Here is a 25430-nt window from a genome sequence, read left to right as displayed (position 1 = left end):
CGCAATGTAGGGGTGTCTGGATGGCTAACGTGACTTATACGGATACGCAACTGCTGATCGACGGCGAGTGGGTCGACGCCGCGAGCGGCAAGACGATCGACGTCGTGAACCCGGCGACCGGCAAGCCGATCGGCAAGGTGGCCCACGCGGGCATCGCCGATCTCGACCGTGCGCTCGCCGCCGCGCAGCGCGGCTTCGAAGCATGGCGCAAGGTGCCCGCCCACGAGCGCGCGGCGACGATGCGCAAGGCGGCCGCACTGGTGCGCGAACGTGCGGACACGATCGCGCAGTTGATGACGCAGGAGCAGGGCAAGCCGCTCGCCGAAGCGCGCATCGAAGTGCTGTCGGCGGCCGACATCATCGAATGGTTCGCGGACGAGGGCCGCCGCGTGTACGGCCGGATCGTGCCGCCGCGCAACCTCGGTGCGCAGCAGACGGTCGTGAAGGAGCCGGTCGGCCCGGTCGCGGCGTTCACGCCGTGGAATTTCCCGGTCAACCAGGTGGTGCGCAAGCTGAGCGCCGCGCTCGCGACCGGCTGTTCGTTCCTCGTGAAGGCGCCGGAAGAAACCCCGGCATCGCCGGCCGCGCTGCTGCGCGCGTTCGTCGACGCCGGTGTGCCGGCCGGCGTGATCGGCCTCGTATACGGCGATCCGGCCGAAATCTCGTCGTACCTGATCCCGCACCCGGTGATCCGCAAGGTCACGTTCACGGGTTCGACGCCGGTCGGCAAGCAGTTGGCCGCGCTCGCGGGCCAGCACATGAAGCGCGCGACGATGGAACTGGGCGGCCACGCGCCGGTGATCGTCGCCGAGGACGCGGACGTCGCGCTCGCGGTGAAGGCCGCCGGCGGTGCGAAGTTCCGCAACGCGGGGCAGGTCTGCATTTCGCCGACGCGCTTCCTCGTGCACAACAGCATCCGCGACGAATTCACGCGCGCGCTGGTCAAGCATGCGGAAGGGCTGAAGGTCGGCAACGGCCTCGACGAAGGCACGACGCTCGGCGCGCTCGCGAATCCGCGGCGGCTGACCGCGATGGCGTCGGTTGTCGACAACGCGCGCAAGGTCGGCGCGAGCATCGAGACCGGCGGCGAGCGCATCGGCGCGGAAGGCAACTTCTTCGCACCGACCGTGATCGCGAACGTGCCGCTCGAAGCGGACGTGTTCAACAACGAGCCGTTCGGCCCGGTCGCGGCGATTCGCGGCTTCGACAAGCTCGAGGATGCGATCGCCGAGGCGAACCGTCTGCCGTTCGGGCTGGCCGGCTACGCGTTCACGCGCGCGTTCGCGAACGTGCATCTGCTGACGCAGCGCCTCGAAGTCGGGATGCTGTGGATCAACCAGCCGGCGACGCCGTGGCCGGAAATGCCGTTCGGCGGCGTGAAGGATTCGGGCTACGGGTCGGAAGGCGGGCCGGAAGCGCTGGAGCCGTATCTCGTCACGAAGTCGGTGACGGTGATGGCCGTCTGACGACGACTTGAGCGTCGTGACGCCGCCGCTTCCGGGCACGGGGCGGCGGCGTTTTTTTTGGGGGCGCGTCGACCACGGCGAACCTCAGCGGATCGGCAGAATATCCTCGAAGACGCGTCTCACTGCGCTCTGCTGGTCGGGGTTCAGATCTCCGTAGGCGGGCGGAACCTTGCCGCATTCGGCGACCTTCGCGCTTTTGACCTTTTCTTTCGCGACTGCCCACTCGCCGGACAGATGGCCTTCGAATCTCATGCCGAAGGGGCTATTGGCGCCGGCCGCCTGACCCCAGCCGTTCACCATCATGGTCTCCTGCGCGCCGCCCCACGCGAGCGGGTGCTTGCCGTCCTGCGACTCGCGGCGGTTCTGGCAGGAGTCGGCATTCGGCACGCAGTGGCCCCCGATGATTTGCTCCGGCGTGGCCTTCTTCAGGTCGGCCAGATCCAGCAGCATGTAGTTCTCGAGATTGACGAGATAGTCGCGATTGCTTTCGGCGATCAAGATCGCCGCCATCGCGTTGCCGAGCGCCTGATCGTTCGCGGCGGCTCCGCTCAGGCCGCCCGCGTAAACCGTCTTCATCGCTTTGAGCAGATCCGCCGGCGTCCTGTCTTTGGCGGCCCTGGCAAACATCGTCGGGTAGTCGCTGGCGAAACACGTGCTCGAGTTCCCGTTCGCTCGTCCCCAGAAGTGAATGTAGTTCGAGTATTGTCCGCCTCCGCACTGGCGATAATAAATGGCCTCGTTCATCGAGAAGAACTGGCTCCGGCCTCCTGCGCCAGCGCATTGATAGGCCGCGAGACGCAGGAACTTCAACGGGCTCACGACGTTGCCGAAGTAGTTGCGGTTGTCGGGACCGGCCGCAGGAAGGTGATCGTTCGCCCCGTCGCAACGTTTCGGGTCGGGCGGGGGCGCTTCCGGCCTCAGCGGCATACGCTCGACGACAGTGTCGACTTTCGCGTCCGCGACCCTGAGCGCGGCTTCGCGCAACACATCCGACGTGACGTAGAGCGGCCCACCGCGCATGTCGACGGCATAGCAGGCGGTCGCTCCTTGCGCCTGCACGGCGAAAGAAAGTGCGGCGGCAAACGAACATGCGGCGATCCCCAAGGTGCCGCCGATACGGTGACGATCGATATCCATGAACGGGCTCCGGTGATTTCGTGGATGGGAAAGGGCCCGCGAGCGGGCATGCGTTGACAGCAAGCCGGCGCGCGCAGATGGTCTACGGGCCGACAGCGCTGCCCGACATCGCGGGATGAAGGACACAGGAGGAAGGGACGCTCGGGACGAACCGTTGTGAGCTGCCCGGGAATCGAGGGATGCGGTGCGTTAGTCGCGCATCGGACTGGCCGGATGGATCAGGCCGTTCTTGGGAATTGGACAAGCAGTGACATACCGATTAGCCACGGCATTTTAATTTTACATAACGTGAATTATCGATAGTTTGTGTTGTAGCAGCCATATCCTAATGTCGTGTTCTGGCTATTTACAGATGTCGTGTTTTTGACTGCTGGCATGCTGGACGGCTCGTTGAGTAAGCCCGGGAGCCGACCATGCAGCCAGCCGGATTGGTGACACTGACGATGCGAGAGCTTGATCGACTCAAGGTAATCCAGGCCGTGGTGGACACGGGCTTGAAGCCTGGGCGTGCGGCTGAACGGCTGGGCCTGAGCGTGCGCCAGGTGGAACGGCTGATCATCCGATATCGAGAGCAAGGAGCCAGCGGCGTAGCTTCGGGCCGTCGCGGCCGGCCGGGCAACCGCAAGCTCGACGCCGGGCTGGCGTTACGTGCCCTGACCGTTATTCGCGAGCGCTACGCTGATTTCGGGCCGACGCTGGCGTGCGAGAAGCTCTGGGAGTGCCACGGCATTCGGCTGGCCAAGGAGACGGTCAGGAAGCTGATGACGGACGCTGGGCTTTGGATTCCGCGTCGACAGCGGCCGCCGAAGGTGTATCAGCCACGAGCCCGACGCGCGTGCCTGGGCGAACTGATCCAGATCGACGGCAGCGATCATCGGTGGTTCGAGGAACGGGCGCCGGCCTGCACGCTGCTGGTGTATGTGGACGACGCGACGAGCCGGTTGATGATGCTGCATTTCACGCAGACGGAGTCGACGTTCAGCTACTTCGAGGCAACACGGGCATACATCGAACGGCACGGCAAACCTGGGGCGTTCAAGAAGAAGCAACGCGAGATCACGCAGGCCGACGTCGAGCATGTGATCGTGGATCTGGCGCAACGTCGGCAAACCGCAGCGCCGCCAAACAAACCTGGCCGTCGGTCTGCAAAAGCTGATGAACCAAACGTGGGCGCCCTGCCCGTTCAGGCGCCGTGCCTCGCCGGCATTCGGTTGCGGCTTGCGCAGCGCGATCAGGCCTTGCGCGCAACAACACCCACCGGCGAAGCGGGCGCGCGTTTCGGTGCGGTCTTGTAGTGCGTGCTGTACAGCGCCGCGCCGACGAACACCAGCCCGCCGACCAAGTTGCCGAGTACCGTCGGGATCTCGTTCCACAGCAGATAGTCGACGATCGTGAAGTGGGCGCCGAGCATCAGGCCGGACGGGAACAGGAACATGTTCACGACCGAGTGCTCGAAGCCCATGTAGAAGAACACGAGGATCGGCATCCACATCGCGATCACCTTGCCGGGTACGGACGTCGACATCATCGCCGCGACCACGCCGGTCGACACCATCCAGTTGCACATCACGCCGCGCACGAACAGCGTGAGCATGCCGGCGGCGCCGTGCGCCGCATAACCGAGCGTGCGTGCTTCGCCGATACCGCCGATCTTCTGTCCGATTGCGTTCGGCGCTTCCGAAAAGCCGAATGTGAAGATGATCGCCATGAACAGCGCGACCGTCAGCGCGCCCGCGAAATTGCCGAAGAACACCAGCGTCCAGTTGCGGAACACGCCTCCCCAGGTCGCGCCGGGCCGGCGATCGATCACCGCGAGCGGCGCGAGCGTGAAGACGCCCGTGAGCAGATCGAAGCCGAGCAGGTACAGCATGCAGAATCCGACCGGAAACAGCAGCGAACCGGCCAGTGCGTTGCCGGTGTTGATCGTGATGCTGACCGCGAAAGCGGCTGCGAGCGCGAGGATCGCGCCGGCCATGTACGCGCGAATCAGCGTATCGCGGGTCGACATCGACAGTTTCGATTCACCGGCGTCGACCATCCTGGTGACGAATTCGTTGGGCGTGAGGTAGGCCATGGTGTGCGCTCGTAAAGTTGGACGAAAAAAAACGCGCCAGGCACTCGCTCGACATGCGAGTGCCTGGCGCGGACGCTGTTATCCACGTAATCGGCCGCCACGGTTGGACATGGCGCGATCGTCAGGCCGCCATTAGCCCGACGACCGAAATGTTCGCAATTTCCATACCAGTGACGGAGATATCTCGATGCAGGCTGGCCGAACGCGAAATGCCCGCGGGAGCATGCCGCAGCCGAACGCAGTGAATCGCACTCGCGCGGTGCAAACTGCACTTCGTGCATGCGCTTCGGGCGCCGCCGCGGTGCGTGAAGCGCGGTGCATTCCTGTCAGGTCGTGCCGTCGTCGTGCGGTGTCCGCGACGCGCTTCGCTGCGTACGGCGTCGCGCGGAAGGCTGCGCGTGCTCGTCGACGAATCGCTCGGGCGACGTCAGCGCGTCTTCCGCGATATCGGCAAGCGGCCGATTGCCGTCCATCGACGCTTTCTGCAGCATCCGATACGCTTCGTCCTCCCGCAGGCTGAAGCGCGTCATCAGCGTATTTTTCGCACGCTGCACCAGCTTTCGTTCGTAGAGCGCACGACGTGCCGCGTCGAGTTCGACCTCCGCGCCGGCCAATCGTGCCGATTGCGACTCCAGCAGGGATTTCAGGCTGGCGAGCGTCCACTGGTCGGAGCCGGAGAGGCGTCCCGGCAGTTCGTGAACCGCCGCGCGCGCCGACAACGGATCGCCGGCGAAGAACTGGGCGAGCGCCTGGATATGCGGGGGCGGATTGTTTCGCAAATGCGCCATCAGGCGCTCGGAGTCGCGCAGCGTTCGGTGCGCGTCGTCGATTCGCGCGTTGCACGTTTCCTGCACCTGCAGCGTCAGCGCAATCTGAAGGTGCCAGAGATCGTCGATGCGGGCGCTCGCGGCGTCGAACCATGCTTCACTCAGGGCGGTATCGAGTGCATCGCCGGCGTGCGCCGTGCACAGTACGCGGCGCAGCTTCTCGAGCGCCGCCATGTGCGGCTCCGTCATGCGGTTTTCCCACCATGCGTTTTGCGCCGTGCTTGCGAAGCTCGCGAAGACTTCGAGACTGCGCTCCTGAGCGGCGATCAGATACAGCAGGCGCTGCTGCTGGTCCGCCGAAAACGTGCCCGCCGCGAACATGTGCGCGCCGACGGCGCGTTCCTGTCCCGCCTCCTCCTTGCCCTCGACGACATGGACGAGAGCAATCAGCGTGCGCGACACCGACGGATCCGCCGCGCTGTCGGCAAACTGGAAAATCAGCTCCACGAGGCCGCCGATCACGGTACTGAACGCCTGGACGGAATCCGGCGCCGACAGCGCAAGATGGTCGACCTGTTCGCGCAGCACATCCAGCGATTCCAGGTCGAGCAGCACCCAGGCGATCAGCGACAGCAGGCGCGACGTCGAGCCGCGCGCGGGCGTCAGCTCCAGATCCAGGCGCGCGCGCAACTGCGCGACGAGCGGCGCCGATTCGCCGCGCGAAGCCGCGCGTTCGGCGACAAAGCGCTTGCCGCTCGACGCCAGATAGATGCTGGTGGCGCCGCGCTCGCGCTGCAGCGCATGGATCAGGCGGCCAAGCAGGTCGACCAATTCGATTTGCTCGGCCAGGTGGCGCAGGGACGCGATTTCCTGATGCTTGGCGAGCAGTGCGAATTGCAAGGCGGTGGCGGGCATGGTGGATACTGACCGTCGACAGGGACTCGGTGCAGTGTAGTGCAGACAATAATCGTTGTTTTGTGACGCCTTGCACGTCAAGATTCGTGACGAAGGCGCGGTCCGCAACAAGGCGGTCTATCTGGCGCCGCTCAAAAACGAGCTTTACTCGCTCCCGGATGGCAATGCACGCTGCTGGTGGGCGTGGATGACGCCACGAGCCGCTTGAGGATGCTGCACTTCACGCAGACAGAGTCGACGTTCAGCTACTTCGAGGCAACGCGAGCGTACATCGAGCGTCGCGGCAAGCCGAAATCACACATCGCCGCAACGTATACGATCACCATCGGGTCGCCGTCCGGCCGGGGGCGTTGATCGACGTCAAACCGGAGCCGCAACCGCTGACGGACGAACCTCGCCCGCCCGGGACACGGATACTGCAATCCCTGATTTCCATCAATCGCTTCGTACGCATCCGCGCTGTAATCGATTCACTGCTCCGTCCACTCCCGCGAGGCGATCCATGAAACTGACTTTTCTTGGTGCGACCGAAACCGTGACCGGCTCGAAATACCTGATCGAGCACGGCAATACCCGCGTGCTGGTCGATTGCGGCCTGTTCCAGGGCACGAAGAACCTGCGGCTGCGCAACTGGAGCCCGTTGCCGGTTGCGCCCGACACGCTCGACGCGGTCGTGCTCACGCACGCGCATATCGACCATAGCGGCTATCTTCCGGTGCTGGCGCGCGAAGGCTTTCGCGGCCCGGTGTACTGCACGGCAGCCACGGCCGAACTCTGCGACATCATGCTGCGCGACAGCGCGCGGCTGCAGGAAGAGGAAGCCGACTTCGCGAATCGCCACGGCTACTCGAGGCATCATCCCGCGCAACCGCTCTACACGCTGGACGACGCGCAACGCGCACTGCACCTGCTGAAGCCCGTCGCGTTCGACGAGTGCACGGCGCTCGGCGGCGGGCTGGCGTTCCGCCTGCTGCCGGCCGGCCACATTCTCGGCGCCGCGAGCGTCGTGATGCACTGGGATCACAAGGTGCTCGCATTCTCGGGCGACCTCGGACGCTATCACGACCCGATCATGCAGCCGCCGCTGCCCCCGGCGCATGCCGATTATCTCGTCGTCGAATCGACCTACGGCGACCGGCTGCATCCCGCATCGGACCCCGAGAACGAGCTGGCCACGCTGCTCGACAAGACGTTCGCGCGAGGCGGGGTCGTCGTGATGCCTTGCTTCACCGTCGGCCGCGCGCAGGAAATCCTGCATTACATCGCACGACTGAAGGCGTCCGGCCGCATGGCGCGCGTGCCGGTGTTCGTCGACAGCCCGATGGCGACCGACGTGACCGAAATCTATCGCCACCATATCCTCGAGCACCGGCTGACGCTTTCGGAAGCGAACGCGCTCGGCCACGCGGCGACGATGATCCGGTCGGTCGAGCAATCGAAGGCGATTGCAGAACACCACGGCCCGATGGTCATCATCGCCGGAAGCGGCATGGCGACGGGCGGGCGCGTACTCCATCACCTGAGCCGCTACGCGCCCGATGCGCGCAACACGATCGCCCTCGTCGGCTATCAGGCCACCGGCACGCGCGGTGCGGCACTGGCCGCGCACGAGCCGACCGTCAAGATTCTCGGCGAATACGTGCGCGTGCGCGCCCAGGTCGAGTCGATCGCCGCGTTGTCCGCCCATGCCGACTACGAGGAGATTCTCCAGTGGCTCGGCACGATGCGGCCCGCGCCCGTACGAACCTTCGTCACGCATGGCGAGCCGGCAGCGGCCGACGCATTGCGGCGGCGCATTTCGGAGCGATTGCACTGGCCGTGCGAAGTACCGACTTACGCGCAGAGCGTCGATCTCGATGCGGTCGAATCGGGCGATGCGTGCGAGCCGGCTGCCCTTTCCTCCTGACCACGGTACCGACGAGACACCGATCGGGCGCGGCGGGAATCGGAGGTTGCGCACCGGTCCCCGTCGCGCCACCGGCCCGTCAACGGACTTCGATGATGACCTTCAATGCGTGGGTCTGCGCGGCGCGCCCGAACGTGTCGTACGCGCGCTCGACGTCGTCGAGCAAGAACCGGTGCGTGATCAGGCGCGTCGGGTCGATACGCCCGGCGCGCACGGTCTTCAGCAGCATCGGCGTGCTGACCGTGTCGACGAGCCGCGTCGTGATCGAGATGTTGCGGTCCCACAGCTTCTCCAGGTGCAGGTCCGCCTTGACGCCATGTACGCCCACGTTCGCGACGACCCCGCCGGGCGCGACCAGCGACGTGCACATTTCGAACGTTGTCGGAATGCCGACCGCCTCGATCGCACAATCCACGCCGACGCCGTCGGTCAACTTCATCACTTGCGCCACCGGGTCGCCGGCACGGCCGTCGAAGCAGTCGGTCGCGCCGAAGTGCCGCGCGATCTCGAGCCGGTTGTCGTCCGGATCGATCATGATGACCTGCGCAGGCGAGTAGAACTGCGCGGTCAGCAATGCGGCCAGCCCGATCGGACCCGCGCCGACGATCGCGACCGAGCAGCCCGGCTGCACCTTGCCGTTCAACACCCCGCATTCGAATCCGGTCGGCAGGATATCGGACAGCATCACGAGCGCGTCCTCGTCCGCGCCCGCCGGAATCCGGTACAGGCTCGTCTGCGCGTGCGGGATGCGCACATACTCGGCCTGTGTGCCGTCGATTCGGTTGCCGAGGATCCAGCCGCCGGTCGTGCAGTGCGAATAGAGTCCGCGACGGCAGTATTCGCAGCGGCCGCACGACGAGATGCATGAAATGAGCACGCGATCGCCCGGTTTCAGCGATTCGACCGCGGCGCCCACTTGCTCGACGATGCCGACGCCCTCATGGCCGAGAATGCGGCCGGGTTCGCACGTCGGTACGTCGCCCTTGAGGATATGCAGATCGGTGCCGCAGATCGTCGTGCGCGTGACGCGGACGATCGCATCGGTGGGCGACTGCAGTTCCGGCTCGGGGCGTTCCTCGAGCGCCTTGCGCCCCGGCCCGTGGTACACGAGTGCTTTCATCGCCGTTCCTCCATCGAAAAAATTGCGGGTTCGTCGATCGACGCGGGTGCGTGCCGTTGCCGCGCCAGCAACGCGGCCAGCGCGCAGGATGCGACCCGGACGGCGACACCGTCGGCGCGGCGCGTCAGCACGATCGGCACGCGCGCGCCGACGACGATGCCCGCGCTGGCGGCGCCACCCAGGCTCATCGGCCTTCCCCTTTCGATCGGGTCAATGGATCGACATCCGCCTCGTCACTTTGCGCGGCCTCGGCGTCGCGACCGCCTCACTGTGCGGGTATCGCGCATCGTTGCCGTTGATCTGAGTCAAGCGCGTGGAAACCCTGCTTCGTAGACTGGATTGCACTGGCGGATCACCCGTCGATGGAGCGATTCCGATGAGCTACAAAAGCATGGTCGTGCACCTCGATACGAGCGCTCGCGCACATTCGCGTCTCGAGTTCGCGTTGCATCTCTCCCGGCGCTTCGGCGCGCATCTCACCGGGCTGTTCGCGGTCTACACACCCGAGCCGCATTCGTTCTACGTGATGGCCGGTTCCGCCGACTATTTCCGCGCGCATCGCGAAGCGCGCGACGAGCGGCGCGCGGCGCTGGAGCGTCTGTTTCATGCGGAAACCGCTCGTGCAAAAGTGCCGGCAACCTGGGTTCGCGCCGACGAGCGCGCGAATGTGGCCGTGCCGCGCGCCGCGCGACTCGCCGATCTGGTGATCGCGGGCCAAAGCGACCCGAACGATCCCGAAACCTATATCGACGATCAGTTTCCCGAGAACCTCGTGTTGTCCGCCGGCCGCCCGGTGCTGTTCTGGCCGTACACGGGAGAATTTCCGTCAGTCGGCGAGCGGGTTTTCGTCGCGTGGGACGGCAGTCGAGAAGCCGCTCGCGCCGCGCACGACGCACTTCCGTTCCTCGAGCATGCGAAGCGCACGACGGTGGTCGCCGTGGTCGACGGCGATTCGGAATCCGCACCCACACGGATTCCGGCCGCCGATGCCGCGCTGATGCTGGCGCGCCACGCGCGCGACGTGAAGGTGCTCGACATCGCGACCGGCAGCGGCGCGTCGGTCGGCGACACGCTCCTGTCGCGCGCTTATGAAACGGGCTCCGACCTGCTCGTGATGGGCGCCTACGGCCATCCGCGCTGGCGCGAACTGATGATCGGCGGCGCCACGCGCACGGTGCTGGCGTCGATGACGCTGCCGGTGCTGATGTCGCACTGATGCGGTCGATGCGTACGCGTGCGCCGCTCGCGTGCGAGGCGGCCGGCGAGCCCGCTCGCGTGTGATGCGCTGGCGCTGTATGTCCACCGGATCGTGCGAGACCGGCGCGTTGACCGCCCTGCCCGGCGGCCTCGACATGCGTGTCTTCATGGCCGACATCGGCGAGCAATCGGCGCCGTTGCGCGAGCGGATCTGCACATCGCTCGGCTGGCTCGGCATCGAGCTCGACGCGCGCGCGAATGCGGACAATGCACACGGCGTATCGCGTGCGTCGAGCGCGGTCACGGTGGTCGTCGAGCCAAGCAACGACGCGTGGATCGCAGCGCGTGCCGCGATGCGCGTGCTACGCGGCAACCGGGACGCTTGATCCAGATCAGCGCGCGCGGCCCCCACGCGCCGATGATGGTTTCGTCCACATCCGTTCAAGGGAAATGCCATGTACTCGAACATTCTGGTTGCGCTCGACGGCAGCGACACGTCGTCCCGTGCACTCGACGTCGCGCTGGATATCGCGGCGGAAACGGGCGCGCGGCTGACCCCCGTCTACGTCGTCGATTTTCTGGTGCCGGCCTACGACATGTACGGATACGACCCGTCGATCCTGGTCGACTCGTTCCGTGAAGAAGGATTACGCGTGACCGAAGACGCCGCACGGCGCATGAGGGCGCGCGACATCGCCGGCACGCCGCGGATTTCCAACGTCGCGCCGGCAGGCGAGGACATCCCGCACCGGATCGTCGGTCTCGCGGGCGAGATCGACGCCGATCTGATCGTGATGGGCACGCACGGCCGGCGCGGTTTTCAGCGCCTGTTCCTCGGCAGCGTGGCCGAACGCGTGCTGCGTCAGGCCAGGTGCCCGGTCTTGATGATTCCGGCGAGCGCCGCAGCGAAAGCGTCCGCCGAAGCCACGGCCGCATCCACCGAAAAGGAGCCGTCATGAGCTACAAGACCCTGCTCGTCCATCTCGACGACAGCGCGCGCTGCGCCACGCGCGTCGATCTCGCGCTCGAACTCGCGGGACGCTGGAATGCCCATCTGGTCGGACTCTACGTCGTGTGCCAGGATCTCTTCGAGCCGCTGCGGCGGCCCGACGAACCGCTGAAGCTGGCCGTCTACGAACGTCTGTGCGACCAGCGCCGCAAGGAAGCCGAAGAGCGATTCCTGACGGCTGCGGAACGTGCCGGCCGCAGCGTCGAATGGCAAGCGCCGGCCGGCAATGCGACCGAGGCCGCGATCCTGCATGCGCGCCACGCCGACCTGCTGATACTCGGCCAGGAAGATCCCGACGACCGCACGACCTACGTGGCGCGCCATTTCGTCGAGGACGTCGTGATGGGCGGCGGACGCCCGGCGATCGTCGTGCCTTACGCGGGTGACGTGCGAACGATCGGCGAGAACGTGCTGATCGGCTGGGACGGCGGACGGGAGGCCGCGCGCGCGATGGCCGATGCGCTGCCGTTGCTCGCCCGCGCGCGCTTCGTCAACGTCGAGACGGTCTCGCGCGGGCATCCCGATCCGGACAAGACGCCACCGGGCGTCGATGTCGCCGCCTATCTCGAACGGCACGGCATTCGCGCGTCGTTCTCGACCACGCCGCGCACGCGGTCGGTCGGCGTGGGGGCGACGCTGCTGAACCGCGTGACCGACCTGCACGCGGATCTGCTGGTGATGGGCCTGTACAGTCATGCCCGCATGCACGAACGCGTGCTCGGCGGCGCGACCCGCACGATCCTCGAGGCGATGACGGTGCCGGTGCTGCTGTCTCACTGAGCGCATGACAACGGGCAGCCGCGTGCGGGCTGCCCGCTTCCGGCGACGACCGCCGTCATTGCAATCGCGTCGTCACGGCATCTCTGCGCACGCGCCCGGCCCCCTTCCGTACGACCAGCACCGGCCGCTCCGAGATGTGCGCCAGCGATTCGGCGACGCTGCGAGCAACGCACGGCGCGGGCAAGCGAAATCGCCTCGTCGAGCGCAAGCCGCGTGCTGCGGCTGCCGTCGAGTGCGGCAAAGATTCTTCGGTACATGGCACGCGCGTCATGTCGTCCCGGTTCGACGGGCTCGTGAAGCCAGTCCGATCCTGCCGCACGCCTTTCCGTCGACGCGGGCCAAGCACGCGGCGCCGCCCCTTACGCATCGGTCCCGATTGGCGAACGTCGGGAAAACGCGCACAATTCAGGGCGATATCGCAATTCCCGCCTGCCGGCCGGGAACGCGGTTCACGCTCCCCATGGCGCTGCCGCTTCACGCCATCCAGCAAGGAGACGTGCTGTCATGATCAGGGTACTCATCGCCGACGACCACGCGCTCGTCCGGGACGGTCTACGGCACATCCTGCAGAACGCAAGCGGCTTCGACGTCGTCGGCGAAGCGCAGGACAGTGCGTCGACGATCGCGCTCATACGCGACACGGCCGCGAACGTGCTCGTGCTCGACCTGTCGATGCCCGGCCGCAACGGCATCGAACTCATCAAGCAGATCAAGGACGAGAAACCGGGATTGCATATCCTCGTGCTGACGATGCACGCCGAGCAGCAATACGCGGTGCGCGCATTCCGCGCGGGCGCCTCGGGCTACATGACCAAGGAAAGCGCGAGCGCGGAACTGGTCGCCGCGCTGACCAAGATCGCGGCCGGCGGCGTCTACGTGAGCCTGACCATGGCCGAGCAATTCGCGCAGAGCCTGAACGAACCGACCGATCTCCTGCCGCACCAGCGCCTGTCCGACCGCGAGTTCGACGTGTTCCGGCGCGTCACCACCGGCGAATCGATTTCCGAAATCGCGCAGGCGCTGTGCGTCAGCGTCAAGACCGTCAGCACGTACAAGACGCGGATCCTCGAAAAGATGCAGATGCCGAACGACACGGCCCTCGTGCGCTACGCGATGCGCCACAAGCTGTTCGAGGATCCCGACGAACTCTGACGGCGGCATCTGCGGCTCGCGACAAGTCGCCGCACCCCTGTAGGAAACGTCCTACAAGACTTCCCTCTCACCTACCGCAACTTCAATTGCGGCTGATTTTCTTGACGGCGCGCAACATCCATACTGGACGTCAAGAAAAACAACCCTGCGTGCCAGCCGGAGCCAACGCAGCGTCGTCGTCGAGGCCGGCGTAACGGTCTCGCGGCGCGTCCGGCAGGCACTCCCGACACGAAGGCGGCGGAAACCGAGGCCGCCGGTACAACGGCCGGCGCGATCCCGCCCGACGGCGAACCGCCGCTGCCCCGAACTGGAGCCGATCATGCAGAGCAGTGCCGAAGTCTCGACGACCATGCCGTTACGCCCGTTCATCCCGATGCGCCCTGTCGAACCGTGGGACCAGCCCAAGCGCGCCGCGTCCCGCTGTTCGACGTGTGCGTTGCGTACCGTGTGCATGCCGCCCGATCTTTCGCCCGACGATTTCGCCCGCGTCGACGCGATGATCTGCACGACGCGCCACGTCAAGCGCGGCGAAACGCTGTTTCGTTCGGGCGATGCGTTCAACAGCATCTACGCGGTGAGAACCGGCTCGTTCAAGACGATCGTCATGCATCGCGACGGCGACGAGCAGATCACCGGCTTCCAGATCGTCGGCGAGTCGCTCGGGCTCGATGGCGTGCACGCCGGGTGCCACAACGGCGACGCGATCGCGCTCGAAGACAGCACGGTCTGCATCATTCCGTTCGGTCAGCTCGAACAGATGTGCCGCGAAGTGCGGCCGATGCAGCATCACGTCTATCAGATGATGAGCGGCGAGATCGTGCGCGAATCCTCGCAGATGCTGCTGCTCGGCACGATGAGCGCCGAACAGCGCGTGGCCGCGTTCCTGCTGAACCTTTCCGCCCGCTTCAAGGCGCGCGGCTACTCGGCCGCGGAATTCGTGCTGCGGATGACGCGCGACGAGATCGGCGAATATCTCGGGATGAAGCTCGAAACGGTCAGCCGCATGCTGTCGAAGTTCCAGCACAAAGGGCTCGTCGCGGCCCAAGGCAAGCAGATCCGGATCGTCGATTCGGACGGCCTGCGGCAAATCTGACCGCGCCGCGGCGGCGTCGAGCGGATCAGTCGTGCATACCGAGCACGGCAGCGCCTGACACGCGTCCGCCGCGCAGGTCGTCGAGTGCGCGGTTCGCGTCCGTCAGCGCGTAGCGTACCGCCTCGACCCGCAGCGGTGTCGCGGCGGCGATCCGCATGAATGCGGCCGCATCCGCACGCGTCAGGTTGGCCACCGACGCGATGCGGCGCTCGCCCCATAGCCACGCGTACGGAAAGCTCGGGATGTCGCTCATGTGAATGCCGCCGCATACGACGATCCCGCCTTTGTCGAGTGCCCGCAGCGCAGCCGGCACCAGCGCCCCCGCCGGCGCGAAAATCAGCGCGGCATCGAGCCGCTCCGGCGGCGCTTCGTCGCTGCCGCCGGCCCATGCCGCGCCCAGCGACAGCGCCAGTTGCTGCGCCACGGCGTCGCCGGGCTTCGTCAGTGCGAACACCTTGCGTCCCTCCCCCCGCGCGACCTGCACGACCAGATGCGCCGCCGCACCGAAGCCGTAGAGGCCGATCCGGCGCGCATCGCCCGCCATGCGCAAGGTTCGGTGACCGATCAGGCCGGCGCACAGCAGCGGCGCGGCTTCCAGATCGGAATAGCGCCGCGGCAGATGCACGCAATACCGGTGGTCGGCGACCGCGCGCTCGGCATAGCCGCCGTCGATCGTATAGCCCGTGAAACCCGGGCTGTCGCACAGGTTCTCGCGGCCGGATGTGCAATACGTGCAATGCCCGCATGTCGAGCCCAGCCACGGGACGCCCACCCGGTCACCGACGGCGAAGCCCGTCACGCCTTCGCCCAGCCCGCGCACGGTGCCGACGATCTCGTGCCCCGGAATCAGCGGCAGCTTCGGGTGCGCGAGCTCGCCGTCGACCACGTGGAGATCGGTGCGGCATACGCCGCACGCGTGCACGTCGATCAGCAGCTGACCCGCCGCGGGCGACGGGTCCGGCACGTGCGTTTCGCGCAAATGCGGCGTCGTGCCGTCAAACGTCATCGCAAGCATGTTCCCCCTCCCCGCGCGATCGTCTTCGCGCGCTTCGCTTTCACAGGCTAGTCGCCGCCCGTCGCGCGTGCACCGTCCGGTGACGGACGCTTGACGTGGGTCAACGGCCGCCGGACGGTTGCTGACACGATGAAGTGGCGTGAGTGACGCCGCGGGCGCGGCGACCTGGAGATGATCGATGATATCCGTTCCCCCGCTTGCCGCCAGCACGCGTTCCGACCGCGATCCGAGGTCGCTGGTGGGCTACGCGGTGCTGGCGCCGTCCAGCCACAATTCCCAGCCGTGGCGCTTCCTGGTCGACGGCAACACGATCTTGTTGTGCGCGGACCGCGTGCGCGCGTTGCCCGTGGTCGATCCGTTCGACCGCGAGTTGATCATCAGTTGCGGGGCGGCGTTGCTCAATCTGCGCGTCGCGCTCGATCACGCCGGGCTCGCCCATACGATCGGCACGGTTCCGTCCGAAGTCGCCCCCGATCTGGCGGCGTAGGTCCGGATCTGCGACGACGGCTATTCCGACGCGGCCCTCGGCACACTGTTCGATGCGATTCCGGCGCGCGTCACGACACGTGCACCGTTCGAATCCGGCCCGGTTTCGGAAGCGATCCCGCACGCGTTGATCGAGGCCGGTATCGCGGAAGGTGCCGACCAAGCCGTGAGTACCCCACACGGTCGCGCGCCGCTTCGCGCAGCCGCCGGAATCGACTGTATTGCCACGTAGGCGATTGCGATTGAGCTGTGTCAAGCGTCCGTTCGCGGTTCAGGGTCACGGCGTCCAGCCGGTATCCGCGCCGATCGGCTGGAACAGGGATTCGCGAGCCGAAAATTCCCCCTCCGACCGGAACGAATTCTGCTCAGGGGCAGAGCGACTCCAGCGGATTCGGCCGGAAGATGGTTTGACGCGTGCATCGTGGCGTTCGCCGCCATCTGGCGGCGGTCAATTTCGTTCAAGACCGGGCGCCGAATGCGCGATAGGATCGAGCCACACCCACACCACCACCGGAGGGCATCATGGCGATTCGCGAAGTCTTTCCGTATCTACGCGCCAAACGCGCGGAGGACGCCATCGCGTTCTATGCGAAGGCATTCGGCGCGCAGGAGAAATTCCGGCTCGTCGAGCCGTCGGGGCGCATCGGTCACGCGGAATTGCAGCTCGGGCCATGCACGCTGATGATCTCCGACGAGTTCCCGGAATACGATCTCTTCGCGCTCGACCCGGACGGCAACGCGCCGATGGCGCTCCATCTTCATGTCGACGATGCCGATGCGACGATCGCCGCCGCCGTCGCGGCCGGCGCGCGCGTGACGCGAGCGCCCCAGGACCAGTTCTACGGCGAGCGTTCGGGCAGGATTCGCGATCCGTTCGGTTACGATTAGCTGATCGGGCATACGATCGAAGCGGTCGAACCCGACGAAATGCAGCGGCGTTACACGGCGCTGATGTCCGGCGATCAGTGAGCGATCCGGACGGCATACCCGAGCGATCACCCCGACTTCCGCGATGCACTACCACCCCGACGACATCGGCCGGCTTTTCCTCGGCGTGCCGACGCTGCAGTTGAACCGGCCGGCGCCTGCCGAACGGTTTCTCGCCGCCACCGTCGATACCGGCGTCGAACTCCGACAGGTGCTGCGCGACTACCCGCATGTCCGCTATCGGCCGCTCGACTTCCACTATCTGTGCCAGCAAAGCCTGTCCGCGCTGGACGACGCGCTGCTGGCCGACCTGACACGCGACATGCGGCATGGCTGGCGCGGCGCGCACTGGGCCGCGCTGCTGATCGCGTTGTCGGGCGACGCGCGTTATCTGCCGCATCTCGACGAGGTCAGGCGCCACCGCGGCGTCGAATGGACCGCCGAGCTTGCCGAAGCGGCATCGGCCGCAAATGCGCAATCGGCGGCCTGCCGTTGCTGCCGGTCGATCGTGCAATTGCGCAATCAACTGGCCGAGTTGCCGCGCGTCGTCGTGCGGCTGAGACCCGGGATTTCACCGGAAGCGCTCGAAGCGAGGACGAACGCCGTTCGTGCTGCCTATCGAAGCGGCGGCGTCGACGCGGCGCTGCCGATCGCCCGCCGCTAGGCGCTCGGCACGCCGTCGCGCGATGGCGCGCCGAACCACCCGCACCGCCACGCACGCCCCCTTCCCGACCGCTTCCCCGCAGTCCACGCATTACGATTCCGAGCGATTCCGCAGAGGACCTTTCCTGTGCAACGCCTTAATCGGCCGCCGAAAGATCTCCAATAATGGCCGCCCGATTCAATCGGCCGCCAGGCCGGTCCAACAACAAACACCCATGCATTCCTTCCACACGAACCAGCACGCCGGCGCACGCGTCGCGGGGACCGTCATCGCCGCCTGCCTGAGCGGCTTCGTGCCGGATGTCGCGCTTGCCCAGAGCAGCGTGACGCTGTACGGCCTGATCGACACCTCGATCACGTTCTCGACCAACCAGCGCACGCGCGGTGCCGGCTCGCCCGGCAGCGACAGCGTCGCGATGACGAGCGGCGCACTGAACGCGTCGCGCTGGGGGCTGCGCGGCCGCGAGGATCTCGGCGGCGGAATGGCCGCGGTCTTCGCGCTCGAAAACGGCTTCTCGGGCACCACCGGCAAGCTGTCGCAGAAAGGCGTCGCCCTGTTCGGCCGCCAGGCGTGGATCGGGCTGAGTTCGCAGACGGCCGGCACGCTGTCGTTCGGCCGCCAGTACGACCTGATCCTCGATTTCGTGACGCCGCTCGGTGCGTCCGGCCCCGGCTGGGGCGGCAACCTCGCGGTCCACCCGTACGACAACGACGATTCGAACCGCAACCTGCGCATCAACCACGCGGTGAAGTACACGAGCCCGACGGTTCGCGGGCTGAGGTTCGGCGCGATGGTCGGGTTCTCGAACACGGCCGGCCAGTTCTCCAACAACGCGGTGTGGAGCACGGGGGTGTCGTATGAGAACGGGCCGCTGAAGCTCGGCGCCGGCTACCTGAAGATCAGCCGGGACCGCAATGCGCCGAACCCGGACGGCGCGCTCAGCACGGTCGACGGCTCGGCGACGATCACGGGCGGCAACCAGCAGATCTGGGCGATGGCCGGGCGTTATGCGTTCGGGCCGCACTCGGTCGGCGCCGCGTGGTCGCATTCGACCACCGACGGCGTGACGGGCGTGCTCCAGGGCGGCAACATCGTGCCGCTGAAGGGCGAATCGCTGGTGTTCGACAACGTCACGATCGACGGACGCTACTTCGTCACGCGTGCGCTGAGCGTCGCCGCCGCGTACACGTACACGATGGGCCGCTTCGACACCCGCACGGGCCAGACGCGCCCGAAATGGAACCAGGTCGTCGCGCAGGCCGACTATGCGCTGTCCAAGCGCACGGATGCGTATCTCGAAGGCACATACCAGAGCGTGAGCGGCGGCAACGGCCATCCGGCGTTCAACGCGACCGTCTGGACCTTGACGCCTTCCGCGAACGGCAACCAGGCCGTCGTCGCGCTGGGGCTGCGGCACAAGTTCTGACGAGGCCGCGTGCGCTGCGGCGTCACGCGGACGACCGACGGCGTCCGGCGAGTGCTTCCCGCATCACCCGCTCCCCGTCGCCGTACCGACAAGGCCGCGCCTCGTGCGCGGCCTTTTTCGCTGTGGCATGCGACGCATGCCGCACACCGTTCGCGGAAGCAAGAATGCCTCCCGACTGTCGCGTTTGCGCAAAAAATGCGAAGAAACTGGTCACGTTGTGACATTTTTCCTAATCTGTTTGCAGCGACGCCGCGATTCGGCGTTCCGGTCGCAACATTCTTTCATCTGGCGCACCATCGGCTTACGAGCCTGCATCACGGCAACGGGGCCGGACCTTTCGCGCCATGGCGGCCGGACAGCTGCGTGCGAACGGCACGCGCCACGCTTCAATGCAGTCAACCGCTGGAGACGAACGATGAGCAAAATGAACCGAATTGCGGTCCTGGCAACTTTCGTACTGTTGGCCGGTTGTCACAACGCGGCGAAAACGCCCGAGAACGCCGGCGCGGCGCCGACGCCCTCGAGCGAAACCGTCGCGACGGTGACGGCCGACGATCTGAACAATCCGAACAGCCCGCTCGCCAAGCGCAGCATCTACTTCGATTTCGATCAGTACTCGGTGAAGCCCGAATTCCAGTCGCTGCTGCAGGCGCACGCCGACTACCTGCGCAGCCACCCGGCGCGGCGTGTGCTGATCCAGGGCAACACCGACGAGCGCGGCACGTCCGAATACAACCTCGCGCTCGGCCAGCGCCGCTCGCAAGCCGTGATGAGCGCGCTCGAAACGCTCGGCGTGCCGGCCACGCAACTCGAGGCCGTCAGCCTCGGCAAGGAAAAGCCGGTCGCGCTCGGCCACGACGAGGAAGCGTGGGCGCAGAACCGCCGCGCGGATCTCGTCTATCGTTGATCCACGCGTCGCCGCCGCGGCGATACGCAAAAAGCATGGAATAACGGCGCCGCCGAAACGTCTTCTCATCGCGCAGACGCGCGGTTCACGCGAACCGCCTTTCCTGTGGCCTGCGCGCTGCAAGGAGATTGCAATGAAATCGGCAACGTTGGCTGCGGCACTGATCGCGGCGCTGGTGCTCGTGCTGTCGGCGGGCTGTACGTCGTCGGGCAGCGGCGTGTCGCAAGGACCGGGCATGAGCCGGTATGGCGGCTCGGGCGGCAGCGGAGGCGGTGGCGGTAGCGGCGGCTACTGACGCGCCACCGTCAGGAAAACGGGGCGGCGCATCGCGCACGCGCGCCGGAAACCGGCTGCCTCGTGCGCGACGCCCCGCCCTCGGGCACGACTCAACGCATCGCCTTCACGTCGGCCGGCGTAACGCTCGCGGGCTGGCCGCCCCACGTCGCGCGCAGGTAGTTCGCGAGCTGTGCGAGCTCGTCGTCGCTCAGCGTGTGCGCGAAGCCCGGCATCGGCTGCAGGTTTTCGAAGCCGGCAAACTTCTGCTCGTCGATGCCGTCGAGCATCGCGACCAGCAGGTTGCGCGGATCGCCCTGCCGCACCGTCGAGTTGCCGTTCATCGGCACCGCCACGTGCGGTTTGCCTTCGCCGTTGAAGCCGTGACAGCCGGCACAGACCGCGAGATACACCGAGCGCCCGGCGGCCAGTTGCGCGGCATCGGCCGATACCGGCTTCACCGGTTGCGGTGCGGGCGGCGTATCGCCGAGCAGGTACGTCGACAGCGCGCGCAGGTCGTCCTTCGTCAGGTACTGCGTGCTCAGGTGCACGACCGGATACATCTCGCCGAACGCCGAGCCTTGCGGCGCGATGCCCACGCCGAAGAACGCCTGCAGGTCGGTACCCGTCCAGCCGCGCGCGGCGAGGCCGGCCGGCGTGATGTCGGGTGCGGCCACGCGGCCGAGCGCGGCCCCCGCGAACGGCTTCGCGCCGTCGAGCTGCCCCGTGAACGCGCGCGGCGTGTGACATTCCGCGCAGTGGCCGAGCGCGCCCGCGAGATAGCGGCCGCGCTGCCAGTCGGCGGATTGCCCGGCCGACGCATCCGGCAGGCTGTCCTTCAGGAACGCCATGTCCCAGAACACCATGCCGAAGCGCAGGTTGTACGGGAACTTGAGTGCATGCGCGCGGTTTTCCTGCGCGACCGGCTTGACCGTCTTCAGGTACGCGTACATCGCGTCGGCGTCGGCGCGCGTGAGCTGCCGGTAGGACGTGTACGGCATCGACGGATACAAGCGCTTGCCCGGCGCCTTGCCGTCGTGCAGCGCGGCGTAGAAGTCGTCCGCGCTCCAGTTGCCGATCCCGTGATCCTTGTCGGGCGTGATGTTCGAGCCGTAGAACGTGCCGAACGGCGATTCGAGCGCCGCGCCGCCGGCGAACGGCGCGCCGTCCTTCGCGGTATGGCACGCCGCACAGTCGGCGGCCTTGACGAGATAGCGGCCGCGCGCGATCTGGTCGGCGCCGGGGGCGCCGGACGCCGCGCTCGACGCCGGTGCGTCGTGGCCGCCGCAGGCGGCGAGCAGCAGCGCGCAGGCCGCGGCAAGCGCGGGCAGGCCCGCGGCCCGCACGACACGATGAGCGAATGTGCGTTTCATGCGCTGTCCTTCACGAGTCCCGGCGTCGTCAAAATCACGTCCTTGACGGCTTCGTAGTAGCGGACATAGCCCGTGCAGCGGCAAAGATGTGCGTCGAGCGCGTCGGTGATCGTGCGCTCCACGTCGGCCTTCGCGATCGGCTCGCGCTTCAGGCGCTCGATCAGCACGGTTGCCGCGTTGACGAAGCCCGGCGTGCAGTAGCCGCACTGGAAGCTGAAGTGCTCGAGGAACTTCTGCTGGATCGGCGACAGCTCGACCACTTCGCCGGCTTCGTTGCGCTTCGCGTGGCCTTCGATCGTGCGGATCGAACGGCCGTGGAAGAAGTGCGCGCCGGTAATGCAGGTACGCATCTCCTCGCTCGTGCCGTCCGGCTTGTCGACGATGACGACGCACGCGTGGCAGATCCCCTGCCCGCAGCCGAGCCGCGAACCGGTGAGACCCACGTACTCGTGCAGGAACTCGATCATCATCAGCCCTTCCGGCACCTGCATCGGGCCGACGGACTTGCCGTTGATGTTCACCGACAGCGGTTTCTGCTGAAACCGGACGAGCGGACGCTCGACGGCGGCCGGTGCCGATGCCGGCGCGGCAGGCGCGGATGCCGACGCGACGGAAGCCGCGGTCGGTGCGGCAGCGCCGGTCGCAGCCGCGCCGGCGCTCGCGGCCGAAGCCGCGGTTTGGGCGGTCGTCATGCGAGCACCTCCTGAATCTTTTGCGGGGTCACCGGCAGGTCGGTGAAACGATGGCCGATCGCGTGCGCGATGCCGTTCACGATCGCGCCGACGACGGGGATCATCACCACTTCGGCGACACCCTTGGGCGGATCGGTTTCGGACAGCGGCGGCAGCACGTCGCCCGTCTGCGTCCAGACGGCGACGTCGGACGCGCGCGGCAACCGATAACGGTTGAAGTTCCACGTGCCGTTGCCGGGGCCGTCCTCGTAGAGCGGCAGGTACTCGTGCAGCGCATGGCCGATGCCCATCGCGAGACCGCCCTGCAACTGCCCCGACACGAGCTGCGGCGAAATCTGGTTGCCGCATTCCATGATCGAGTGGTGCGTGAGCAGTTCGACCTTGCCGGTCGCTTCGTGCACGGCCAGCTCGACGAGCGTGCCGACCGCCGTGTAGTACGTGACGGCCGCGTTGTTGCGGCTCGTCGGCGGGATGAACACGCGCTTGCGATCGAGCACGCGATAGCCGTTCGCGGTCGGCGGCAGCGTGCCGCGCAGCGCGGTCGCGCCGGCCGGTGCGGCGGTGCCGGGCAACGGGCCGTCGTCGGCGCCTGTCTTCGGCGCGCCGATACGCAGCGACAGCCCGTCGATCGGCAGACGCTCGAGCGCGCCGCCGATCTCGAATTCGGCATCGGTCCACTGCCAGCGGTTGAACACGTGCACGACGGCGCCGGTCGGCAGGCCGAGCGCATGCGCCTGCTTCGCGAGCTGCTCGAACGTCAACGGCTCGAGGCCGTCGGCGGTCAGCTTGCCGTCGACCCAGCGCGCATCTTCGATACGAATCGTGTACGGCGCGGCCTGACCGCCGCCCAGGCCGCGCGTCCAGATCGACATCGCGGCCGGCCACAGCCCGTAGCGGAATACGGCGCGCGCGGCCTCGCGCGTGCTGTGCGTGAAGTAGTAAGCCGAATTCGTCGCGCTCGACGGCGACGCATAGCCGGGCGACCAGCGCGGGTTCGTGCTCAGGCGGTCCTGTTCGGCCTGCGACATCAGATACGGATCGCCGCTCGTCTCGATCGGCAGGTCCGGCCATTCGGTCACGGCCACGCGGACGTCGGTCGCCGGGCGGCCGAGCCATTTCGCGACCGCGACGGCCTGCGACGTCGACATCCCGGTACCGATCTCCGCGGCCGTGTGTTGCAGCGACACCTTGCCGTGCGCGTCGAATTCGACCTTCGCGAACGATGCTTCCGCGCCCGTGCCGAAATCCTTCTGCACGCACGCGAAACCGACGCCGTAGCGCTTGCCCGGATGCGCGGCCTCGAATTCGGCCTTGCGCGCGGCGCGGCGCGTCCAGAGCGGATGCTGCTTCGCACGCTCCAGCACTTCGTCGACGCGCAGCGCGCCGGCGGGAATCGCGCCCTGCGTGTTCTTCATCCCCGAACGCAGCGCGTTGCGCAGACGGAAGTCGATCGGGTCGATGTTCAGTTGCGCGGCGATCTCGTCGACCGCCATCTCGGTCGCGGCCATGCTCTGCAGCGTGCCGTAGCCGCGTGCGGAGCCGGCGTCGATCGCGCGCGACGCGATCGCGACCGCCGCGAGGTCGCTCTTCGGGAAGTAGTAGATCGATTGCGCGGCGGTGGCGCCGACCATCGCGACCGACGGCGAGAAGTTCGAGCGGCCGCCGCCGTTCGCCTCGAAGTCGCCCTTGAACGACTGCAGCAGGCCCGTGTTGCGATCGACCGCGATCCGGTAACGCATCTTGAACGCGTGACGCTTGAGCGAGGTCTGGAACTGCTCGTAGCGGTCGTTCGCGAAACGCACCGGGCGGCCGTCCGCGTACAGCGCGCAGACGAGGCCGTAGAACGGCACGTTGAAGTGATCCTTCGAGCCGTAGCCGACCGTGTAGCACGGATGCACGAACAGCTTCTTCACCGGGAAGCGGCATTTCGCGACCATCGCGGCCGCGTTCTCCGATACTTCCAGTGGCGACTGGGTTGGCACGACGAGATGCAGCGACTGCGTCGCGGCGTCGTACCAGCAGTTCGCGTTGTCGGGTTCGAGCGCGGCCGTATCGACCGACTGCGTGTTGTATTCGCGGTCGAACACGAGCCAGTCGGCCGGCGGACGGTCGAGCTCGCCGGCGATCTGCCCGGCGAGGAACATACCCTGCTCGTCGAGCTTGCCGTGTTCCTTGCCGTCCGGCCAGACCGGCAGGTGCTTGCGCATCATGCTCGGGAAGATCGGTGCGTCCTTCAGGCTCGAATAGACGTCGTCGTCATAGGCGGTCTTGCCGCCCACGCGCACGTAACGGAAGGTGCCCCACGGATCGCGCTCCAGCGGGCCCGTGACCGCGCCGTAGCGAATCACGTCGTCGCGGAACTTCAGCGCGTTCTTCGCGAAGCGAAAGCGCGCGAAGTCGTGATAGATCAGGATCGCGACCGCATGGCCGAGATACGCGGGCGTCTTGCCGGCCGGCAACAGCATGTCGTCGCCGTAGAACGCCGGGAATGCGACGCCGTCGCGCGCGAGATCGTCGGCCGTGACGACGCGGTCCGGCTTCAGCTCGTCGCCGAGCAGCGACAGGTCGAAGCCTTCGTACGTGCGGTCGGCCTGCGTGACGCGCAGGATCAGCGCGTGCGACTGCTGCTGCGGCCAGTGCGGCATGTCCGCGGCGCGCACGTCGCGGGCGAACACTTTCGAGCCCGTGACCTTCGCGATGCCGTCGATGCGGAATTGGGGGATGCTGGTGACGCTATCCCATTTGACGGGCGTGAGGAGTTTTTCTTCGAAGAGCGCCGCGAACGCGCGGCTGCCGATGGGCGCGACATACACCGCGACGCCCGCCAGCACGCTGGCTTTCAGAAAACCCCGCCGTGACAGGCCGTGGTTTTTCATTGGGGGGAACCTCCTGAGGCGGCTCGGACGGCGATCGGGTGTCGCGGCGTTCGGAGCGGCGCGCATTCTGGCATTGTTTTTGATATATCGCCTATAGTATTTCCCGCATGAAATACTTATTGAATTTCTTATAACGAAGCTCGGCCGGGCTGCGCGGGCGGTCCCGTTGGCCGCT

Annotated in this window: 19 protein-coding genes and 6 pseudogenes; 15 read left to right on the top strand and 10 right to left on the bottom strand. The window is 66.8% G+C overall.

Translation table 11 applies throughout. The features are described from left to right. The first annotated feature begins 20 nt into the window (after positions 1-20). Entirely contained in the window at positions 21-1466 is a 1446-nt protein-coding gene (locus WS95_RS03885) for an NAD-dependent succinate-semialdehyde dehydrogenase (RefSeq protein ID WP_059783503.1), read from the top strand. A gap of 84 nt (positions 1467-1550) precedes the next feature. On the opposite strand, the gene WS95_RS03880 is transcribed toward WS95_RS03885, so the two are convergent. Beyond that, positions 1551-2603, bottom strand: a complete 1053-nt coding sequence (locus WS95_RS03880) for a hypothetical protein (RefSeq protein ID WP_059822397.1) — start codon at positions 2601-2603, stop codon at positions 1551-1553. Positions 2604-3040: 437 nt separating this feature from the next. Here WS95_RS03880 and WS95_RS03875 point away from each other — a divergent pair. Then, positions 3041-3631: pseudogene (locus WS95_RS03875) on the top strand (ISNCY family transposase); the annotation flags it as partial. 203 nt (positions 3632-3834) lie between these two features. Here the strand turns inward: WS95_RS03875 and WS95_RS03870 are convergent. Both WS95_RS03870 and WS95_RS03865 read right to left on the bottom strand, forming a co-directional pair. Continuing rightward, positions 3835-4677 carry a formate/nitrite transporter family protein gene (locus WS95_RS03870; RefSeq protein ID WP_034204814.1) on the bottom strand — a complete coding sequence of 281 codons (843 nt, stop codon included), beginning with the start codon at positions 4675-4677 and terminating at the stop codon, positions 3835-3837. A gap of 326 nt (positions 4678-5003) precedes the next feature. Continuing rightward, positions 5004-6359: a nitrate regulatory protein gene (locus WS95_RS03865; protein WP_059822396.1), complete on the bottom strand. Its 1356-nt coding sequence runs from the start codon at positions 6357-6359 to the stop codon at positions 5004-5006. A gap of 502 nt (positions 6360-6861) precedes the next feature. On the opposite strand from WS95_RS03865, the gene WS95_RS03860 reads away from it, so the two are divergent. Then, positions 6862-8265, top strand: coding sequence for an MBL fold metallo-hydrolase RNA specificity domain-containing protein (locus WS95_RS03860; RefSeq protein WP_059822394.1), 1404 nt, complete (start codon positions 6862-6864; stop codon positions 8263-8265). Between the two features lie 79 nt (positions 8266-8344). On the opposite strand, the gene WS95_RS03855 is transcribed toward WS95_RS03860, so the two are convergent. Together WS95_RS03855 and WS95_RS03850 are read right to left on the bottom strand one after the other, a co-directional pair. Further along, positions 8345-9385: a zinc-dependent alcohol dehydrogenase family protein gene (locus WS95_RS03855; protein WP_059822392.1), complete on the bottom strand. Its 1041-nt coding sequence runs from the start codon at positions 9383-9385 to the stop codon at positions 8345-8347. Further along, positions 9382-9567, bottom strand: a pseudogene (locus WS95_RS03850) (bifunctional enoyl-CoA hydratase/phosphate acetyltransferase); the annotation flags it as partial. The gene WS95_RS03855 and the pseudogene WS95_RS03850, both read right to left, overlap by 4 nt. A 194-nt stretch (positions 9568-9761) precedes the next feature. On the opposite strand from WS95_RS03850, the gene WS95_RS03845 reads away from it, so the two are divergent. From WS95_RS03845 to WS95_RS03830, 4 genes and pseudogenes are all read left to right on the top strand, one after another. Next, positions 9762-10601 (top strand): universal stress protein, encoded by an 840-nt coding sequence (locus tag WS95_RS03845; RefSeq protein WP_059822391.1) that lies wholly within the window; start codon positions 9762-9764, stop codon positions 10599-10601. Further along, a pseudogene (locus WS95_RS03840) lies at positions 10556-10968 on the top strand (acetate/propionate family kinase); the annotation flags it as partial. The gene WS95_RS03845 and the pseudogene WS95_RS03840, both read left to right, overlap by 46 nt. 69 nt (positions 10969-11037) lie before the next feature. Next, entirely contained in the window at positions 11038-11541 is a 504-nt protein-coding gene (locus tag WS95_RS03835; RefSeq protein ID WP_034204808.1) for a universal stress protein, read from the top strand. After that, positions 11538-12371 carry a universal stress protein gene (locus WS95_RS03830; protein ID WP_059822387.1) on the top strand — a complete coding sequence of 278 codons (834 nt, stop codon included), beginning with the start codon at positions 11538-11540 and terminating at the stop codon, positions 12369-12371. The genes WS95_RS03835 and WS95_RS03830 overlap by 4 nt, the downstream gene beginning before the upstream one ends. 176 nt (positions 12372-12547) lie before the next feature. Here the strand turns inward: WS95_RS03830 and WS95_RS35570 are convergent. Beyond that, positions 12548-12628, bottom strand: a pseudogene (locus WS95_RS35570) (universal stress protein); the annotation flags it as partial. Positions 12629-12875: 247 nt separating this feature from the next. Here WS95_RS35570 and WS95_RS03825 point away from each other — a divergent pair. Continuing rightward, positions 12876-13523, top strand: coding sequence for a response regulator (locus WS95_RS03825; RefSeq protein WP_059822385.1), 648 nt, complete (start codon positions 12876-12878; stop codon positions 13521-13523). A gap of 319 nt (positions 13524-13842) precedes the next feature. Next, positions 13843-14616, top strand: coding sequence for a fumarate/nitrate reduction transcriptional regulator Fnr (gene fnr / locus WS95_RS03820; RefSeq protein ID WP_059783482.1), 774 nt, complete (start codon positions 13843-13845; stop codon positions 14614-14616). Between the two features lie 25 nt (positions 14617-14641). Here fnr and WS95_RS03815 read toward each other — a convergent pair whose 3' ends face one another. Further along, positions 14642-15631, bottom strand: coding sequence for a zinc-dependent alcohol dehydrogenase family protein (locus WS95_RS03815; RefSeq protein WP_059783480.1), 990 nt, complete (start codon positions 15629-15631; stop codon positions 14642-14644). 178 nt (positions 15632-15809) lie between these two features. Here WS95_RS03815 and WS95_RS03810 point away from each other — a divergent pair. From WS95_RS03810 to WS95_RS35285, 6 genes and pseudogenes are all read left to right on the top strand, one after another. Then, positions 15810-16283, top strand: a pseudogene (locus WS95_RS03810) (Acg family FMN-binding oxidoreductase); the annotation flags it as partial. A 356-nt stretch (positions 16284-16639) separates the two neighbouring features. Then, positions 16640-17086, top strand: a pseudogene (locus tag WS95_RS03805) (VOC family protein). 43 nt (positions 17087-17129) lie between these two features. Then, positions 17130-17708 (top strand): hypothetical protein, encoded by a 579-nt coding sequence (locus tag WS95_RS03800; RefSeq protein WP_059822383.1) that lies wholly within the window; start codon positions 17130-17132, stop codon positions 17706-17708. Between the two features lie 214 nt (positions 17709-17922). Continuing rightward, positions 17923-19134: a porin gene (locus tag WS95_RS03795; RefSeq protein WP_059783477.1), complete on the top strand. Its 1212-nt coding sequence runs from the start codon at positions 17923-17925 to the stop codon at positions 19132-19134. Positions 19135-19549: 415 nt separating this feature from the next. Beyond that, entirely contained in the window at positions 19550-20041 is a 492-nt protein-coding gene (gene pal / locus WS95_RS03790; RefSeq protein ID WP_059822381.1) for a peptidoglycan-associated lipoprotein Pal, read from the top strand. 133 nt (positions 20042-20174) lie between these two features. After that, a complete protein-coding gene (locus WS95_RS35285; RefSeq protein ID WP_179949986.1) occupies positions 20175-20336 on the top strand; it encodes a hypothetical protein in 162 nt (53 codons plus the stop codon). 91 nt (positions 20337-20427) lie between these two features. On the opposite strand, the gene WS95_RS03785 is transcribed toward WS95_RS35285, so the two are convergent. Genes WS95_RS03785 through WS95_RS03775 form a run of 3 tightly spaced genes read right to left on the bottom strand, consistent with a single transcriptional unit; the run spans position 20428 to position 25255 of the window. Further along, a complete protein-coding gene (locus WS95_RS03785) occupies positions 20428-21687 on the bottom strand; it encodes a cytochrome c (protein ID WP_059822379.1) in 1260 nt (419 codons plus the stop codon). Continuing rightward, positions 21684-22379: a (2Fe-2S)-binding protein gene (locus tag WS95_RS03780; RefSeq protein ID WP_059822377.1), complete on the bottom strand. Its 696-nt coding sequence runs from the start codon at positions 22377-22379 to the stop codon at positions 21684-21686. The genes WS95_RS03785 and WS95_RS03780 overlap by 4 nt, the downstream gene beginning before the upstream one ends. Then, entirely contained in the window at positions 22376-25255 is a 2880-nt protein-coding gene (locus WS95_RS03775; protein WP_059822375.1) for a xanthine dehydrogenase family protein molybdopterin-binding subunit, read from the bottom strand. Before WS95_RS03775 ends, WS95_RS03780 begins: the two co-directional genes overlap by 4 nt. Positions 25256-25430 lie beyond the last annotated feature (175 nt).

The sequence above is a fragment of the Burkholderia sp. MSMB1826 genome (genome assembly GCF_001526325.1).
GTDB lineage: Bacteria > Pseudomonadota > Gammaproteobacteria > Burkholderiales > Burkholderiaceae > Burkholderia.
This window is presented reverse-complemented; position numbering and strand designations above follow the sequence as displayed.

What these genes read in the sequence shown, in the direction of transcription:
- WS95_RS03885 (WP_059783503.1), top strand. Translation starts at nt 21, where the DNA reads ATGGCTAACGTGACTTATACGGATACGCAACTGCTGATCGACGGCGAG.
- WS95_RS03880 (WP_059822397.1), bottom strand. Translation starts at nt 2,603, where the DNA reads ATGGATATCGATCGTCACCGTATCGGCGGCACCTTGGGGATCGCCGCA.
- WS95_RS03870 (WP_034204814.1), bottom strand. Translation starts at nt 4,677, where the DNA reads ATGGCCTACCTCACGCCCAACGAATTCGTCACCAGGATGGTCGACGCC.
- WS95_RS03865 (WP_059822396.1), bottom strand. Translation starts at nt 6,359, where the DNA reads ATGCCCGCCACCGCCTTGCAATTCGCACTGCTCGCCAAGCATCAGGAA.
- WS95_RS03860 (WP_059822394.1), top strand. Translation starts at nt 6,862, where the DNA reads ATGAAACTGACTTTTCTTGGTGCGACCGAAACCGTGACCGGCTCGAAA.
- WS95_RS03855 (WP_059822392.1), bottom strand. Translation starts at nt 9,385, where the DNA reads ATGAAAGCACTCGTGTACCACGGGCCGGGGCGCAAGGCGCTCGAGGAA.
- WS95_RS03845 (WP_059822391.1), top strand. Translation starts at nt 9,762, where the DNA reads ATGAGCTACAAAAGCATGGTCGTGCACCTCGATACGAGCGCTCGCGCA.
- WS95_RS03835 (WP_034204808.1), top strand. Translation starts at nt 11,038, where the DNA reads ATGTACTCGAACATTCTGGTTGCGCTCGACGGCAGCGACACGTCGTCC.
- WS95_RS03830 (WP_059822387.1), top strand. Translation starts at nt 11,538, where the DNA reads ATGAGCTACAAGACCCTGCTCGTCCATCTCGACGACAGCGCGCGCTGC.
- WS95_RS03825 (WP_059822385.1), top strand. Translation starts at nt 12,876, where the DNA reads ATGATCAGGGTACTCATCGCCGACGACCACGCGCTCGTCCGGGACGGT.
- fnr (WP_059783482.1), top strand. Translation starts at nt 13,843, where the DNA reads ATGCAGAGCAGTGCCGAAGTCTCGACGACCATGCCGTTACGCCCGTTC.
- WS95_RS03815 (WP_059783480.1), bottom strand. Translation starts at nt 15,631, where the DNA reads ATGCTTGCGATGACGTTTGACGGCACGACGCCGCATTTGCGCGAAACG.
- WS95_RS03800 (WP_059822383.1), top strand. Translation starts at nt 17,130, where the DNA reads ATGCACTACCACCCCGACGACATCGGCCGGCTTTTCCTCGGCGTGCCG.
- WS95_RS03795 (WP_059783477.1), top strand. Translation starts at nt 17,923, where the DNA reads ATGCATTCCTTCCACACGAACCAGCACGCCGGCGCACGCGTCGCGGGG.
- pal (WP_059822381.1), top strand. Translation starts at nt 19,550, where the DNA reads ATGAGCAAAATGAACCGAATTGCGGTCCTGGCAACTTTCGTACTGTTG.
- WS95_RS35285 (WP_179949986.1), top strand. Translation starts at nt 20,175, where the DNA reads ATGAAATCGGCAACGTTGGCTGCGGCACTGATCGCGGCGCTGGTGCTC.
- WS95_RS03785 (WP_059822379.1), bottom strand. Translation starts at nt 21,687, where the DNA reads ATGAAACGCACATTCGCTCATCGTGTCGTGCGGGCCGCGGGCCTGCCC.
- WS95_RS03780 (WP_059822377.1), bottom strand. Translation starts at nt 22,379, where the DNA reads ATGACGACCGCCCAAACCGCGGCTTCGGCCGCGAGCGCCGGCGCGGCT.
- WS95_RS03775 (WP_059822375.1), bottom strand. Translation starts at nt 25,255, where the DNA reads ATGAAAAACCACGGCCTGTCACGGCGGGGTTTTCTGAAAGCCAGCGTG.